4 protein-coding genes are annotated in these 18,980 nt (G+C 61.2%); 2 read left to right on the top strand and 2 right to left on the bottom strand.

Annotated features, from left to right (window positions below; all coding sequences use genetic code 11):
- Positions 1–4: 4 nt before the first annotated feature.
- Entirely contained in the window at positions 5–769 is a 765-nt protein-coding gene (locus ACFWVD_RS08930; protein ID WP_379241437.1) for a hypothetical protein, read from the top strand.
- Between the two features lie 99 nt (positions 770–868).
- Here the strand turns inward: ACFWVD_RS08930 and ACFWVD_RS08925 are convergent, their stop codons facing one another.
- Both ACFWVD_RS08925 and ACFWVD_RS08920 read right to left on the bottom strand, forming a co-directional pair.
- Positions 869–1,165 carry a hypothetical protein gene (locus ACFWVD_RS08925; protein WP_379241436.1) on the bottom strand — a complete coding sequence of 99 codons (297 nt, stop codon included), beginning with the start codon at positions 1,163–1,165 and terminating at the stop codon, positions 869–871.
- Positions 1,166–2,197: 1,032 nt separating this feature from the next.
- Positions 2,198–2,908, bottom strand: coding sequence for a hypothetical protein (locus ACFWVD_RS08920; RefSeq protein WP_379241435.1), 711 nt, complete (start codon positions 2,906–2,908; stop codon positions 2,198–2,200).
- Between the two features lie 323 nt (positions 2,909–3,231).
- On the opposite strand from ACFWVD_RS08920, the gene ACFWVD_RS08915 reads away from it, so the two are divergent.
- Positions 3,232–18,969, top strand: a complete 15,738-nt coding sequence (locus ACFWVD_RS08915) for a toxin glutamine deamidase domain-containing protein (RefSeq protein WP_379241434.1) — start codon at positions 3,232–3,234, stop codon at positions 18,967–18,969.
- The last annotated feature ends 11 nt before the right edge of the window (positions 18,970–18,980 follow it).

The following is an 18,980-nucleotide window of genomic DNA, read 5'->3' as shown; positions in this document are numbered from 1 at the left end:
TCCAGTGACCGATGAAGCCACACGGAAGTTCGCCGAAGAACGCCAAGCGTTGCTCGACGAAGGCAATCGGCTCAAGCGACTGTACAAAGACCTCGGGTACACCGACGAGGGCGAAAAGGCGATCTATCAAGCGATCGAGCTAGGCAAGCAGTACCGCGAACTACTTCCCGATGTTCTCGTCTCTCGCTGCCCGTTCACCGACGAACCTGTCCGATGGCCGATGGACACCGTCGACCTCGACGGTTGGTACTGGGACAGCGAAAACCCGATACGTCGCGTGGTCGACCCGGTCCTCCCTACCTGGCTGGCGATGGGAGGAGCGGTCCGTCTGGTCGAACCGTTGACTTCCGCGCCCTTCTTTCGCAAGCCAGGCCCCGACCGCCCCTACGTGATTCCACGCATCTTGGAACGCCCCACGGTCCGTGCCGTCATCGCGCAGATCCCGATCGGCCCCCACACCGGATGGAATACCACCTACTTCAGCACCCAACGCGCAGTGGGGGTCCCGTTGGAAAACTTTTGGGGGGCTGAGAAATACGATGTATATGATGCTAAAGGCCATTGGCGCGCATGGAACGAACACACCCAAATCGCCAGTGACTACGATTTCGATCTACGCCCGTGGATCGAGGCCGGCAAACTTCTCTGGATCGCACCCGACGACCCAACCGCGTCGCTACACCAGGATACCGACGGCTGCCCCTACCTCGATATCGACGGCACACACACTTTTCAGCGGATTCTGCACGCCAAAGTAGAGGGCTACTGAACCGAATCCATAGGCGATAGCTCGCTGCACGTTCCGTGCGCACAGCGATACAGCAATAGGAAGAAGTTTTTCGCGCATGCGGTTGGTGTTACATCAGATCTAGACTCGTTTAGGTTTCCGAGAAACCCCCAGCTCACCACCTTCAAGGGCAGCCCGATACTCCTCCCATGACGGATACGGAAACTCCGGTTCGTTCGGGCCGACGACTCTCGTCTCGAATTCCGAGACAATTTTCCATCCCGTATTTATTTCGTCGAATGCTTCGAGCTTCACCCGCGCGAAGTCTTCGACAGTTGGGTATTTACGTCCATCGATCACGAAGGTGGCGACCCAGTCGTCGTCGCCGACCAGAGTTCGGACCAGGCAGACCTTCCGATCCGGCTTTTGGGCAGTCAATGGGGACCTCAACTCTCTACCGCCGCGCACATCACAGCTTTGCAAGCAACCGTACCATCGGACACCCCGCCGACCTATGTCACCTATAGACCAGGACATGCCGCTTAGAGGAGAATTTGACGATCGCAGGGTAGCCGATTCAACACATCACAAGCTACGGAGCCTCGCGGTACGCTTGAGCAAGCCCTGTACTGACTGGCCGGTGCGTTGATACACCGCGGACCACGCGGCCAAGAAGTTGGGAGACTCCATTGACTTCGCAAAACGCAGGTCGGCATGTTTGGCTGGTCCGAACCTTAGTTGGCGATGACGACTGGGTTGCTGCCTTTGCAATCGATGGACGTAATTTTTCGAGTGCCGAGGAGTTTGAGCGAGTTTCTCGCGAAGCGTTCATAGAGATAAATCGCAGATGGAGCCTCGTTGCAGACTTTGAGACGAGGGAAGTCGGGGTCTGTGAGCCAGATTTCCCATATCCTACGTGGGAGGAGTATCGGGACTCTCTCGAGAGCGGCGCATTGGGAGTTCCGCGAAAACCTCGACGTGATTGATACCGCCAAGCACACCCTGAGAATTTGACATACAGTCATACGGCAAACTCAACCCAGATTCACAGGTTTGCACCTGCGCCCAATGGATCTGCCACCCGACCCGATCCGAGGCTCAGGACTCCCCTGACCGTTACTGCGACGCGTTTGCGGCTTCAGCGAACTCAATAACTACTTTCGCGGGACTCCCACGTCTCCACTTTCGAGAGAAGCATGATATTCCTCCCACGACGGATATGGAAAATCCGGTTCGTTCACACCCACCGCGCGCGTCTCGAACTCCGCGACTAGCCTCCAATACCGGTCGAGCGACTGACCCGCTTCGAGTGTTACCCGTACAAAATCCTCGGCAGTGGGATATTTACGTCCATCAATGACAAAGGTGGCAACCCATTCGTCATCTCCAACTAGAGTTCGGACCAAGCAGACTTCGCGGTCCGATGACTGTTTCGTCAATGGATCCCACTTTTTTCATCGACTTCGGTTTTCAGGCGTCCTCTAGCCGTTTGCGTACGTACGTCGACAGGTACTCGCCGAAGAAATCACTTACATCGACTGGAAACTCCTGAACGCAGGAAAGTGAATACGTTAGCACGAATCCGGCACGATTTCGCCCGGAACGCAGATATTGATACTCAGGCTCGCGTGTGTCCAACATTTCTTGATAGAGATCCCGCACTTCAAGGAACTCCAACAACCTTTGCAAGTCCCACTCCGAAATATCCACCTGCGGATCTTTACTCAAGAGTCTCGACATTCCACCACTACGGCCGCGCACACGCTCACCTCGGCCGAGAGCTTCAGCTTCGTTCATATCAATGAAATAGAACGGTCCAGCATTCTCCACATACGCCCACCGATTGAACCGCGGATTCTCGTAAACATTCCCGCTGGGAAGCAGCGCCACCGCGTCGATAAAGCCGAGCCCGCGCCGCTGAACATCGTACGTTTCCCCGTCGCCGCGCCGGAGGGTAACGACATCCTCGACCGTGGAGATCCACGTAGCAGCCTCACTCCGGAACGTGTCACGCTCGGAAAAATTCCGGACACACGCCAAGTGATACGACCCCCGGAAAAAGCTCGCGTTCACGTCCCACGACGCACGCATCTGGTGATACGGCTGCAGCGACTCCGCCCACCCGTCAACTTCCAGCACGTACCGACCGCAAAACCGGCAAGCCTCATCATCGTCGATCACTGTCCGGTCCTCTCGGCATCGACTCGGTAGGTAACTTGTTGCTGCGCAAAGGAGCCCGCCGGTAGTCTACTGGTTCCCTACCCGCTGGGTTCACCGTGCACCACCACCAACCTATTCAACCTAGCTTGGTGGGGTGCACGTTGTGTGGCCTAGCAACCTGTGGCACAGTCGATCTCACGCCAGCTCGTCGTTGGCGATGCTGATAGGTGACGCGCGGGCTCTGGGGGGCGAAATGATCTATGCCATCATCGAATCATCGACGATGCCGGATCGGTCGATAACTCACCGACCAGTCGCGATGCGCCGACGTTAGGTGATCTCGCGTGGCTCTGCAGTTTCCGTCTTGGTTGGAGTGGCTCGAGTGGGTAGTCGGCGCCGACTGGCCCCATGGCAACGAAGACCGTATGTGGGAGATGGGGCGCGACCTCACCGCCGTCGCCAACGATACGAAAGCCCTTGTCCCTGATCTCCAAGCCATGATCGGCGAGGTCAACGCGGCGTATCCGTCCGGCCAAGGCGGCGAGTCCATCATCGCTTGGATCACCCCGCTTCTCGATGGAACCGACGGCGACAAGCACGGCTCGCTCGCCAGCCTCGGCGAGGAATGGAGCAGTCTGGCGGTCTCAGCCGACGCGATGGGCGATGAACTCCAAGCCGCCAAACTCAACTTCTACATCGCCGGCGTCTGGCTGATGTCGGAACTCGCTCTGGCCGCGTGCGCCGGGCCGGGTGCGCCCGCTGCGGAAGCCGCTGCTATCGCATCGGCGAGAACATTCTTCAGACTTCTCTCAAAGCGTCTACTCGCGGCGATCGAGAACACACTATTGCGGAAAATCACCAATGCCGCCGCCAGAAAAGTAGTTGCTGGGCTGGTATTCGAGGTATTCCAGGAAGCAGTTGTCGAAACACTGCAAGGCACTAGCCAAGAATTGCTTGTCCAGTATATTCAGAACCAAACCGGCCATGTCGATGGCTACGACTGGGACAAGGTCAAGCTCAACGCTGGCATTTCTGCGATCGCCGGCGCTGCGGGCGGCGGTGTCGGGTTCGGCGTAGGCAGGGCCTTGCCAACCGGCGCGGGCGGCGTCAAGGGCATGACAAACGGTGCCCTCACCGGCATGATCGCCGGCGCGGCTGGTGCCGGTGCGGCGTGGTTGGCCACTGGCGCCTTCACCGGCCACTGGGAATTCGACCCACGCTCGCTGACCGGCGGTGCGTTGTCGGGCGCGGGGCCCTCAGCCATTCATGGGTACCGCGGCGGTGCCGCTAATCCAGCAACCCCGGGCACGCCCGGCAGCGCCACAGATACGAACCAATCCAGTAAAGAACTCGACACTGGATCGCGAGGCTCAACGGGGGGTACTGATTCTGTAACGGGCACGAATGGGCGCGATGGCGCTACCGGAAATAGCACAAGTAATGTGGCACCTTCGGCGACCAACGCCGCGAATGATCGTCCGGGAGCATCTCCCAAAGTCGCCGACGCCAACAGCTCAGCGCCTGTGGCAGCAACCGCACCGACGAGTGCCACACCTGACGCTGTTGGAGAATCGGCGATTAATGGCACGTCGACCGGCATAGAAGCCCCGTCGAACGCTGTCAGCGAGGTTTCTCCTGCTACGACCGCCGAACCTGTCGCGAACGATGGTCAGGCCGTCACCAGTGAAGCCAGTCCGGACGCGGCTTCGCCCAAACCCGATGCCGCGGCTACGGATACAGCTGTGCCACAGTCAGATAACGCGCTGGAAAGTCGGCCACAGGTTTCCGAGCAGGCTGATTCGGTCGCGCCGACAGAGGCTGCACCGACGACCAACCCTGCGACCTCATCGGTGGTCAGCAGTCTCGCCTCGCCATCACCGACAGCGGCCGTCGTGACGCCGACCAGCCCGCCAGGGGTGGTGAGTAGCGCGCCAGCGGCAGTGAGCAGCGCACCAGCGGCAGTGCCATCAGCCACGACAGTGACGCCGGCTTCTACGGTGAACGCGGCCCCAGCACAAACCGGTGCCGATGCGCGTGAGCCAAACGCCGCCAAGCCCGCGCCGACGTCACAGAACCCCAATACGGTGTCACCCAGCACGCCGGTCACCGGGCCGCGCGCTGGTGCCAGTCCTCACATCCCGGCAATGGGAATTACCGCACCCGTACAGGCTTCCAGCACAAACATCGATCCGCCAGTGGCGATGGCGTCGGCCGAGGCAGCCATTCTTCATCAGCAGCCGACCCCGGTCCAGGAGATCGCCGCCGACGACACGCGGGAGATGGCAACACATTACAAGTCGAACTCGCGACTGCTTGGCGGGGAAATAACGTTCGGCGAACTCTCGCCGAAAGCCAAGCAATTGGCAAACGCCCTGGCCGAGAACGAAAGCATCCCCATCAGACCAGGCGAAATAAATATCGGGCATCTCGCCGAACTGCAGAAATTTGCGAGCCTGGAACACGCTGTTATCCAGAACAGCAAGGGCGATCTACGACTGTTCCGCGGCGGAGAACGCTCAACAATAATCCCTACTAATTTAAAAGACACCTACAATTTCATCCTGCATACGCATCCCGAAGATCGGCTACCCGGCCCGCCGTCGGAGGAAGAACGTCGACTCCGACCCGACGTGGTCGACAGTATGCACAAAGATGTCACCTACAAGGAGACTCCGCATATCGAGGCGGTGGTCAGCCGCGACGGTCAGGTCCGCTTCTTCACCAACGAGGGTGTGCTCGACCTACCGCAAGGAGGCCATCCTCGAGGTGGCCCGATCAACGACCGAGGCTACGTCGTCCCTGTCGAAGGGCTGACTTCACGAGACCCTTCAAATCCAGGTCGTGCGATCTCAGGCAACCCTTCAGACCCTGCCAACCCCGATCACCGGACCTCAGAAGAGGGTGCCACACCTAATACGTCGGTGCCGAGACCTAACGTCGGCGTCCCACACGATGGTGGCCGCCCCGGAAGCACCACGGAAAACGGACCGTCCGAATCAACAACCGATACGAGCAACGAGCAACCGGCCACATCCGTCGCAACCGACACGTCATCGCTGAGTTCAGATCCAGAACAAACCATGCATGACGCGATCGATCAAGCTCTCGCTGGGCATCCCGAGGTCGCGAGCATCATTCACCGCCTCGTCAACGACGTCGGCCACCCACTTAACCTGACCGACGCAATTCGCGACCCTGGTCGTCGCGACGCCGCGCTGGAGATCCTCCGGGAAATCTCCCAATCTCAGCTACTCGACGGAACGTCGATAACCGAATTCGTCGCCCAAAACCCAGGTCAAGGTCCGCTCTTCGACCCGCTCACACCTGGCGTCAATCACCTGCCCGACGGCCGAGCACGAATGGCTGCGCTGGTCGCCGACAGCAAACTCCTCGACCCAGCTCGCCAGGTCGGTGCGAACCCCACCGACACCGAACAAGTACTTGTCGATGACTACGCGAGACGGCTCGTCCATGACGTGGAACCTGCGGTCGAAGCCGAACTGGCTCGGTTGACCGAAGGTTTGGACGGTGTCACCACCAACCTACGGACCAAACCAGCTGACGCGATCATCGACAAAGTCCAACGCATGGTCAACGGCAACGAACGCCGACGTCCACGCCCCGACTACCAAGTCGGCGACGCCATCGACGCCATCGGCGCTCGCATCACCGTCAACAACACCGTGCACCTCGCACAAGTACTCGACCGCGTCCAACAACTGATCGGATCCGGCGACGGCGGCCGAATCGTCGAAATCGACAACATGTACGTCACCCCCAAGGGAAACCCCGGATACCGAGTCATCCCGCTCGTCATTCGGATCGATGTCGACGGCATCCCCTATACCTACGAACTACAGCTCACCACACGACGGGCATCCATCGCCGCCGACATCGAACACAACACCATCTTCAAGCCGTACGTGCCGCTCAACGCCGACGAACGCGCGCTCGTCAACCAACTGTTCGCCGAAGCGGCCGCACTTGACCAACTCGAAAACCGTCCCGACCACAATTCCCCGCAATCTCCAATCCGCACAATCCCTAACACCACCGAACCACCCGAGGCGCGTCCAGGTACCAGCCCCTCCCCTGACGAACACACACCAACACACACCAACAACATCCCCAACGCCGACACCCGCCCACCCACCGAAGCCGAGCTACGCCAACTTCGCATCGAGACTGCACAAGCCAATACGCCCACCCACGTGCCGAGTCTCGACGACACCCGCATCATCGGCTCAGAAAGACTCGCTCCCCTCGAAGACAATGCCTACCTCCAAGCAGTCCAGGACGCGCTACTGGACGACGACCACTTCATCATGGGCGCGGACCCACGGACCAACGACTATGGACGACTCATCAACGATGGCGGTCCGACAGTGGACGGCCGCTGGTACAACTGCCTCGATACCGCGCTGGCCGGACTGTCGTCGTTTCTCGGACGGCCCGCTGTAGCGCTCCCGCGGAACGAGGAATATCTCCCCGACGGAAGGCTCGATCAACGAGGTGAGCTGGGCGGACTCGACCGTGCGGCGAACTGGATCGGTGGCTCCTGGCAGAACTTCGATGGCCAGGGCATGTCCATCCCGGAACAGTTCACCGCACTGCATGACTGGATAACACAGATGGGGCCGGGATCAGCGGCCTTCGTGTACAACCAATGGCATGCGCGTGATACGGACGGGCAACTAATGTTCGACGAGGATGGAAATCCCGTCGATGGCGGTAGCCATGCCACAATTATCGTTTTTCCGCATGGTGCTGATTCTCCAGTATGGTGGGACCCGCAATCGAAGGAGATGTCGGACAAGCCACCGACCACGATGACCGAAAGGTCTCTCGATCTCGCCTTTATATCTATCGATTCCGATGGAGGTACCGTCAGTGCCAAGTCTACAGCTGGAAACCAGGGAACAAGTTCAACAGTATCTGGACCGAGTCCTCAAGGGTTCGGGGGAATACGCAATATCGGAATTCCAAACCTGCTGGGTATGTCGGCCGATATCCCCACCGGAGTTGAGCCGGGACCACAGAGTGGGGAGCGGCTGCTACGTAGTGAACAAACAAACGGGGCGGGTGACAGGGCACGGGAGCAATCTCCCGACCGATCTGATCGGGCTGGAGTACGACAAGGCGATGCAGAGCGGACGGCCCATCGAGGCCTACCAGATCTATCCCCCACAATGGCGAGTGAAGTTTCAACGGATACGCGAGTCCCCGACCGAAATCGAGTACCGAGTTCAAGCACGATCGCTGATGAATCCGCCGTTGGAGGACAGCGACCAACTGTTGACGATCGACAAACAAGCGCTCAGCTACCGAACGAACACCGGCAAAATCCATCCGAGCAGCATCAAGGTGAACGCCTGGGCACAGATGCGCAACCGAGCGGACGGGATCTGGCCGGACCAGGGCACGATCGAGCGCTGAATTCCAGCAACAACGCCTCCCTCCCAGCTAGTGACAGTGCACCCCAGCCTGCGTCGGACGTAGCCCAGGCATGGGAACAATCTGGTGGAGCTGTCCGACCGCGCGATCCCAGCTACGACGACGAATGGGCCGCTGAGGCCTACGACCACTTCCGGTCCTACGACGGCGATATCGCCCGAATCGTGGCTACTCTCGCCGACATCCAACGATCCGACGGCTCTACCGGGTTCACCGACACGGAAATTGCCCAGATCAAGAATCACCTGATGCGCGAGCAGCATCTCCTACGCGACTACGACAACGGCGGCTTCATACTTGCCCGATTCGATCCATCGCCAGATCAGGCGGAGGCATGGATTCGCCTCGCAACAGGTCGACAGTTGCCGCAAGACATCGTGATGCTCGAACACGAATTGACCGAGTCGAACTACATGCGCGCCCACCCCGAAGCCACCTATCCCGACGCGCATGCCGTAGCAAACCAGGCCCACAATTGGGCAGCCGACATCCCCGCTCGCACCGGCGAGCGATACGACCACACGTGGGAGACCAACGATGGCACTACTGGTGTTCTTCGACCGAGCCCAGGAGACCCCGACACAGGTGGAATACCTGTTCGGGACAACAGAGGCAGATCGCAGCCGAATTTTGTTGTTCAACAAACAGACTCGCGATTTTCAGACGACCAACAGTCCGATGGACGGAGTCGCCCGGGCAACAGCCGGTCGGATTCTGCACAAGGCAAGGACGGAGGGCGCCTGGCCGAAGGGCGGAATAATCCAGTCCTGAGTAGTCCGGATACGCAGGCCAGCCCAGAACAAACACCGAATCCCGCGCTGGACGGCCACACCCCATCAGCCAACCCTGACAGCGAACTGGACATTCCGGAGGACAGTGAGCGGTCGGTACCTGAGCCGATGCCGCTCAATTCCGAAGTCATAGAATCGCAACACGGGATACCGGTCGAGAATCAGCGCAAAATACAGCGCTATGTCGATGCAAACAACCTGATCTTGGAAGTGCGACCCACCAATCCCGATGCCGTTCGACACATACGTGCTGGTGCCGCATACAAGCCGATGGCGATCAAAGACAAGACCATCAATGATCTTGATATCGAACTCGGCGCACCCGCACACGCGAAGGGGCTGGTCGGACGTTTCGCACCCGGAATGCTATCGATGCCGGACACCGCCGAAATGAGTCCTGAGCATCGCAGGAATTTGCAAGCCCGACTTGACCGGCGCAATAGCGATTGGCTCAAATACCAAAAAAGCATGGACCGGCTCACCCTCGACAACAGCGGACAGGGAGAATTTCAAGTCGTCGACGGTATCGTCGAACGCCGCACCGTCGATGGCTGGAAACCGATCACGGGCGATCATGATCTCTTCGATGTCCGTCACGCTGATGGATCTCGTCTGACTCCTGCGGAAATCGATGAACTGGTGACCGCCCTCCACACTATCGGTGCGGGGATCGAGCACGGACCACACAAGTACTGGGAGACATTCGACCCTTACCAGCGTCGCGAGAATTTCGAAAAGATCGTCAACGATCACCGCTACGACGCCGACCCGGACACCACCCATGAACCGGTAATCCAGTTCGCTCGCGACACCCAACCAACAGCGCTGTGGTCCCCGGACAGCGTCGCCGATGTCGACCGCGCCATGACGCCATGGTTCGCCGGAGCAGATATAGACCTCGGTGTCACGAGCCGACTCGCGACGATCGAACAGCAAACCAACGATCATTTCGACGCGGTGAACCCGGCCGCGAACCCGGCCGAACGCGAAGCGCACACCGAAGCACTCCAGGCACAGATCACCCACGAAGCCGAGCTCCTGCACGCACGAGTCGCAGAACTCGTCGCAAACCCGGACTTCGACCACGCCACCTATCGCGCATGGATGGCCGACAACACCAAAACAGCTGTCAACGCCGACCGTATCGCGATGACCGCCATCGCGGTCACCGAGGAAACCATGATCGTGGTTCCCACCGACTCACCAGAACACGAACTCACCGTCCTACGCCGAGCCGCCGAAGCCGGCCAGACCCTGGCCGAAATCCGAGCCACGATCGACGAACAACTTCACCCCGACAACCGAGGCACTCCGCCCTCGGATTCCCCGCATTCGAACACGCCTACTCCAGACGCCGCGGCCACATCGGCACCGAGTAACGAGGCAACCGAAACGGGACTGACGCCGCAGGAACAAATAGCCAAAGACGCCTGCGACCAACTCCCCCGAGCCGTCCGCGATGCCCTCGTCGACTACGCCGGAGACGCATACGCCGAAATTAATCGCCACCTGCGATTCGGCGAACCCCTCGACACGGTCACCACGGAGACCATCGAATTGATTCGCAGCGGTCTCGCCGCTCTTCCGAACCACATCGGCCCGGTCAAGAGATCATTGATGCTCTCGCCGGAAGAAATGCAGAAATTCTGGTACGAAAACCGCGTCGATTCCGTCGTGGAGGATCCCGGATTTGTATCGACCTCAAAAAACAAGTTCAAATGGAACCCGACCGTAGAATTGACCATCCTTTCAGCCAGCGGGAAAGACATCTCGTTCCTTCATCCGCCGGAAAAGCGTGGCGAGGCAGAAGTGCTTATCCCCGATGGACGGCAGTTCCGCGTGCTCTACCGCCGCATGGATGCCAACGGAATAATGCATGTCATCTGGGCGGAAGTTGCCGATACATCACAGTCACCCGACGGTGTCCATTCCGATTCGCACACTCCGATGCAGGATCAGGAACCGGATCAGCTTTTCCCACGGGACCTCATTCCAGCTACCGATACAGCACTGAACTTGCCCGGTATCGAGCCCGCCGGCACCCCGCATCAGCACGCGGCGGAAATTGAGCAGACAACACAAACACCCGCCAGTCCTCCATCGACGCCAGCTCCTTCCCCGCCCCTGAACAATGACACGCTAGGAACGACTTCTGATAGTAATCAGTCCGGCGAAAATGGAGCGGATCACGCACCGGAAGGACAACCAACAGAGCTGACGTCCGAGCTACGCGATCGCTTCAATCGCTTGCAGTCGCTGGCGGCCGAGATCTCCCAAGTTGCGGGTGCCCCCGCTCGGGTGGGCGAGTTGGCTGGTTTGCGAGCCGAATTCGCTGACCAACTGGGTCGCTTGGGCTTGATGGACAACGCCACCGCCCACGTTCCGTGGCGACTCCTCGGCGAACATGATCCGTCGTTCGTGAAGTTCTTGACCGACAACCACACCATGTTGTTGCCCCAGGCTCACGATCCGGCGGTTGCGCACGAAGCTCGACCCCATGATGGCGATGAGCCGAGCACGACTCATCAATCACTCCCGAACGACCCGACGACCGACCTGCCCGGCGCAGAGCGCACGGACGCGGGTGTGTCGTTCCACCGCGATGACCCGAGTATGGCCGAGTTGGCCAGGCAGGTCCGCCCTGACCCGGCTCGATTCACCGTCGACGTTCACCTCACCCAAGACGGACGGCCGCTGTTCGGTGGCCGCACGCACACCCTCGCCGAGTTGGCTCCGGTGATCCGTGCCGCCGGGTGGGACGGGCACACCCCGATCAGGTTGATCGGCTGCGACGCAGCGACCAACGGATTCGCCGGCGCGTTGGCGCGACATTTGGGTGTCGAAGTGTTGGCCCCGACGAAGACGGCATGGTCGGATTCTCAGGGTCGGGTATTCTCCAGTACACCGGAGCCGCGAATCGACGGGTCGCGTCGGCCGCGGATTCCGCCGGATGGGCAGTGGCAGACGTTCCGCCCTGATGGGTCGGCCACTGTCGCCAGTCGGGATGGGTTCGTCCCGGGGACTCGGGATCAGGATCGTCACGGGATCGATCCCAATCAGGCGGGCGAACGCGCGGCTTCTTCGAGCGAGAACGACCCCGACAGCAATGGCAGACCAACGAACACGTCGCCGGACAGCGGAGAACTGACCGGACCCAACACACCCGAGCCAATCGCGCGGCACATCCCGACGAATCCGCTTGTGCGCGAACAGCTCAGTTCGCTCAGCAGGCAGATCACCGAGGCCGCGGCAGAGCAGCATTCGGCCCGGCGCCGACTCTCGACGCTCGCGCGACAAGTGGGCGTCGATCCGCACACAGCGGGCCCACGCACCGTAGCCGATAACATCCGGGCCCATGTCAAGGCCCAGATCGCCACCGAGGCAAAGGTTTACGATCTTCAGCCCAGCACGCCGGACGAGATGGTGAGCCTCTCCCACCAACGACATGCCGCCGAGCGGACGATCGACGCGCTGGTGGCGGTGAACGAGCGGGCGCAGCAGCAACTGGACCGGTATTTGAGCGCCCGCGCGATCGAAAGTGACCTTCGATCAGCAGCAGCACGACGCGCTGTCGCTGACATTCTCGCCGCTGCTGGGGCCGACATCCGATCCGATGGATACGGCGTGGTTCCTGGGCGTCCGCCGCGTGCCGTCGCCGTTTCGACCACAGACCCACACACCGTGCTGGACGAGCAGCACATGCGCGAACTCAAAGACGCCGGAATCGGTGTCGACTACCGGCGGGTGGTGATCGACGACGCGGGCAACGTACACGTGTTCGACCTGGGAACGTCCGAACAACACGCCGAAACGCAGCCTGTCTCCGGGCCCATCGCAGCACTCGGCGACAGCTATCGCGCCGGGAATCGTGCGCTCGAAGCTACCCGTCAGCAGGCGGTCGAACAACTCACGAACACCCTGCGTCAAGACGGCGGCGCGACGCGACCGGAGTCGCTGCTCCAGCGTCACCCCGCGGTGTCGTCGCGGATCGACCAGGCCCGCGCGTCCGCGATCGAGCGACTCCACCAAACCCATCACGCGGCGGCGACCGAGCTTGACAATGCCGCGCGCACTGCACTGCGCCACCTCAGCGAACCCCAGTCGGTACCGGTGGCTGAATCGGCTGCTCCAGAAGCCGCCGCCGCAACCACGCCAACCAGGCCGCGCAACTGGTTACGAGGGATCGTCACCGGCCTGCGAGAGCGGGTAGCTATGTGGAACCAGGCGGCCGCGACCGCCAAACACCCATCCGGCTCAGGCCTTGATGGCCAGGGCCAGAACCATATCTTTCATACGCCGTCCCGAATCAACGCCGCGAACGATCAGCGACACTCGGGGGAAAGCGAGGCACTCGCGGAGGTCCAGGCCCCCAATGCCGCGCGAATCCTGCATGAGCTCGCAATCCTCATCAAGAACCGAGAACTGCTCAAGCGACATTTCCGTGGCTGGACAGAGACGGTTTCCGACGCTCCACCGCCACGCCGCGCAGACGGGACCCCGTACCGGTATTGGGACGAAGGGACCGCCGAGAATGCCGAGGACCCGGATTTCGCGCGTCTCGAAGCCGAACGCACCGCTGCCATCTGGCAGCACCTGGCCACCCCGAACAACACGGATCCCGCATCACCGGAGACGCCTACTCAGATCGTCGAGCAAAACCCTGAATTGGTTCGCCGACTGCAACACGCGATGGCACCCGCCCCCGATACCCGGTTCGCCGATGCCAATCCGGTCGATCCCACTCAGCTCGAGCCCGACGCTCGCGCCGCGTACGCCGACGCCCTGCGCCACGCCACGCTCCTGCAGCGGCAGGCCGATGGGCTCGGTCTCACGCTGACCGACCTCGGACCTAATGGCCTACGACAAGCCACTGCCGACCTGCACGCACGTGATGTGCGCCTGGCCGGTGCCATCGAGGCGGCCATAGACACCTGGCAGCGGTATCGTGCGGAGGACGCCAATATCCCCTTCTCGCGCGAGATCGACGTCACCCGAACGAACCCAGGAGCGCGGTTGCTCCGTGAGATCGCGGGCGAGCGCGGGACCTTCATCGACCGGTCGGTCGGTAATCCAGCGAATATGGGAAGTGGTCCGGAATTCTCGAGGCCACAGGACGAAGCCATCTGGCAGGCCGAAGCCGCCCGGCGAACGTCGCTGCGCAATGAGGCAGCTGCGTGGGCGGCCTACCTCGACGTCCCCGATGTTGTCACCGCGGCTGATTCACGAAACCACGAGCAACTTCTTCGCGATCGGCTCGCCACCGACATCCGACAGCGCGCGGATTTCGTTCACCGGTCCGAGCAGTATCTGCGTGCCCAAGCCAGGCTCGATTCCCTCACGGGCGTCGATCGCGTGCCCGCGGAGTCAGAGCACGCTCTCTATCGGCTCACGGCGGCGGAGCTGGATCTTCCGGCCGACGTCGATCTTGCCGTTGTGGAACTGGCCGGCAGATTGGCCGTCGATCGCGCCGCATTGGACCCCGCGCGCATCCGAGAAACCCTCGACGCGCTGCGCCGCGACAACGTCCTTCGCGCGGGCCGAGTCGAAGCCATGGCCGCGATGGCCCACCACGAGGTCGCATGGGCGGCGGCTGTCGCGGCGAGCGAGTCCGAATCCGAGCACAACCAGCCAATGCCGGTGGTCGAGCCAGGGCAGCTGTTTCCTGTCCCGAGTCACGTCGATTCCGCCGCATTCCTGCGGGATATCGCAGGCAGCCACGATATCTCGACCGCGCTGAGTTCCGGACGCACATCGACCGATCCCAACACTGACTGGCTGCGCTTCGCCCTTGTCTATGACACTCACCTGAAATCACACGAGGTCGACATCGTCGGTGATGTCGTTCGAGCCGACATCACCGTACTAACCGACCTGCTGTCTCAGCAGGAGTCCGCTCCTGCGCCCGACCCGGCACGAACAGCGGACCGGCTCCGGGCAGAGATCGCTCGCAGGGAAGGCTGGCTCGACACCCTCCGCGCGACGACGACCAAACCGGATGCTGACAGAATCAGCGCGACCCACACCGAGATTCGTGCCGAAATAGTCCGTCGCGCTGCGGAAATAGAGGCACTGGCAGATCTGACGATCCGCAACGCGCATCCACTGCGCAACGCCGGACCGGCCGCCAGGCAGCGTCCCGGAGTGGACCCGCTGACCGACACGGCAAGCCAACTCGTCGATCGCCTCACCGGTACCGCCGCCATGATCGTCGAGGAATTCGAACAGCTCGCCCACGCTCTCGACGCGAGCGCGGACACGTCGTTGGCCGAAGGAGCCAGCTGGGAAACCGTCGGGCCGCCAGTCAGGCACGTCACGACCACTCCCGAGGTCGCGGCGACCCTCGCCGAACTTGCCAGCGATATCGAACGTACTGCTGACCAACGTGATTCGGCTGCTGCCGAACTTCAGGTCCTCGCACGTAACCTGGGCCTCGACCCCGATATTCGTGGCCCCCGACAGGCGTGGCAGTCGATCACCGACCATCTCGGCCCCCGACGCTCGGCCGCCCAACGCGTTCTCGACCACGGCGCCGCCCACGTCAGCGAACATCTGGACGCGCGGGCCGCGATCGAGGAAGCGGACCGCTACCAAGAGCTCGCCGACCAGGCCATGTTCGACTACCTACAAGCGCGCGATCAGGTCGACAACGTCCGCACCGAACTACTGGCCCGCGCCGCCGCGGACGTACTGGAGGCGGCAGGCGCCGTCGATCACTACAAAGGCGTCGGCACGCTACCCTCCCCCACCCCGAACGTGCTGGTCGTATCCGCCGATGCGGACCCACACCAGCACACACTGTCAGCGAACGACCACCGCCGCCTGGTCGAGGCGGATGTCGCAGTGACGTTCCGGCGAGTGCTGATCGGCGACCGCGGCGAGGTCCACGTCATCGATCTGCGACTCCACCGCGACGGCGATCCGACCTCCGGCCCGAACGGACAAACACAGGTACCACCCCCAGACTCGACCATGTTGGCCGGACCATCGACCGACCCGAACACCAGGACACAACCCTCACCCGAACCTCATTCCCCTGAGCAGCAGGGGAATCCGTCCTCACCCGAGGGCACCAGAAATGGCCTGCTGCCCGACTACAACTCAGTCGACTACGGATTCTCCGTCAATCCTGTTCAGGCGCACGAAGACCCGATGCTCGAGCAACACATGCGGGCACTGCTCGCCTCGACGAACGGCGGTTTCGAAACTCACTTCGACCCGCGCACCCACCCCGCCGCGGCACTCGTCAACGGCGAAGGCCCCGACGGCCCCGGCCGACGTAACAATTGCGGCTGGGCGGCCATGGCCGGCCTGTCCACCTTCTTCGGTGACCCCCGCGTTGCACCGAGGATGCTGCCGGTCATCGGTCCCAACGGGTCCACGGTTTATCAAGGTGGCCTCGACCGCGAATACATCAGTTCCTGGTTGGCCACCGACTGGTTGCAGTTCAACCCCACGATGGATATCGCCGACCAGTACCGCGCACTCCACAGGTTGCTCACTGAACTCGGACCAGGATCAGCCGCCTACGTCGCCACCCGCTGGCAACGCCTCGACCGACAAGGCAACCGAGTCTTCCGACCCGACGGCACACCACGCCTCACCGGTGGACACGCCACACTCGTCGTATTCCCGCGTGACTCCGACACCCCCGTTTGGTGGGACACCCAGGAGCTGACCGCAACCGACAGTCCACCGGAGACGATGCTGCGCGAAGCAGGCGGTCTCCAAGTCTGCATCGTGCGCGCGGACGGGACGGTCCTCGACCTCCGAGACGCTGCCGACCTCGCCGACCTCGCCGACCACCACCAGATCGCCGCGACGGACTCCTGGGCACCGAGACACACGATCCCAGGCCTGCCACATTCAACAGGCTCACAGACAGCCAACCGCGAGTCAGGGCGAAGCCCTCGTTCGCAGACAACCGCAGCTCATCAACCTCACTCGGGTGATCCGACTGTTCCACTGCCTTTCGGTGAACGTACGGATGCGGGAGTGTCATTTCATCGTGATGATCCGAGTTTGGCGGGGTTGGCCCGGCTGGTCCGTGAAACAGCCACCGAGACCTCGACAACCGAAGTCGACACAACCTCCAACACCACAATCGACCTCGACGCCATCCACAACAACCACGCCGAACAAACCCCCGCCGGCATCTCCCACCACCGCGGCGACCCCACCATGGGCGACCTCCCCCACCGAGTCCCCGCCGACCCCAACCGCTTCACCGCCGACACCCACATAACCCCCGACGGCCACGCCGTAATCGGCGGACAAACCCTCACCCCCGAGCAATACGGCGACCTCCTCCGCCGCTCCGGTTGGGACGGCGTAACCCCCATCCGCCTGATCGGCTGCGACGCCTCCACCAACGGCTTCGCCGACCGCCTCGCCCAACACTTGGGCGTAGAAGTCCTAGCCCCCACCCAAGCCGCCTGGACCGACGCCAACGGAAACGTATTCAGCGCAAGCACAGTCACCAACCCCGACGGATCCCGCAGCCCTCGAGTCCCACCGGATGGGCAATGGCAGACACATCACTCCAACGGCACGAATTCAATTAATGACACCAACGCTCACGCCCCCAGTAGTAGACCTGGAAATCTGAACGCAGAGTCTGCTGTCAGTCGAGCCGTTCGCCCGGGTGACCGAGTCAACCCGACCCACAACGACATCGACTGGCAAGCACCACCATTCGACCAGACTGTCAACCGTGTCGTGCAGGATGGCGAACCCTTCTACAGCATTCATCGAGATCCAGCGGATAACCCCACGTTGGAGCCTCGAACTCGATATGAAATAGCCGACTCCACTGGTCGGCGAACTACGGTCTACACCGATGACTCGAACCCGCCCCGCATAACGCATGTCGACACCGAAGTAGACAACACTCGCACTGGATATCCGGGCAACCCGGTAGCCAACCCAGATGCGAGTTATCCGCTTCCCGACGTTGACTACAGAGTCGATACCGGTCACCCTGAACCATTCACATTCCGCACCGACGCCAGTGGCCGGCCGCAGTTCGAGCTCGATACATTTGGGTGCCCAACAGGTCCAGATTTCCAAGTGGGCGGCGATAACTATCGACCGATTCAGGACTGGAATGCGAGCAACCAACCGTTCAGTTCACGGACCGATCTCGAGCCAAATTGCCGATACGAAGTATTCGACCAAAACGGCAATTGGCATGGGGATTTCTACACCGGACCGGCCGATCCCGAGACTGGACAGTCATCCTTTACTCACATCGAAACTTGGACCAACAACAATCCGGAACTCGGCAATGCTTCGACAATGCGACGAAACGACCTACGGAGTCCGGGGGATAGTCTCGCCGACGGCCTTCCACACACAAACACGCGATATAGGGTCGGCGACCGCGTATTCCACACAGACGACGTCGCAAACGGTTCGACATCGTTCAGGCCCGACTATAGTCCTGGAGGCCATCCCCCCCGTGCAGGAAGTGTGCAAGCTCGTGTGGGCAATGCCGGCGAGATCGACTACCCTGGTCAGGATTTCCGCGGTGGTCACACCCATGACCATGTGGCGGGCTCAATAAATGAGGCGCTCGGCCTCTTTTCGCAACTCTGGCGAGAGAACAACATACTACTTCCATCAACGGACCCGCTGAGCCGTCACAATGACAGCTGGCGGCGATCCGAGATGGATCGCCATAATCTACACAGAGCGGGTCATGCATTAGAGCGTGCTAGAGTCTTCCCTAGCAACTCATCCGTGGGTGTAACACCAGACTACGCATACTGGATAGTGCAAGAAACAAACCCGAATAGCAACCGAATCGTCCTTCACTTCAGAAGCCATCAGAATTTCTAGGAGCTGACAGC

This window comes from Nocardia sp. NPDC058666, assembly GCF_042714895.1.
In the GTDB taxonomy this organism is placed as follows: domain Bacteria; phylum Actinomycetota; class Actinomycetes; order Mycobacteriales; family Mycobacteriaceae; genus Nocardia.
This window is presented reverse-complemented; position numbering and strand designations above follow the sequence as displayed.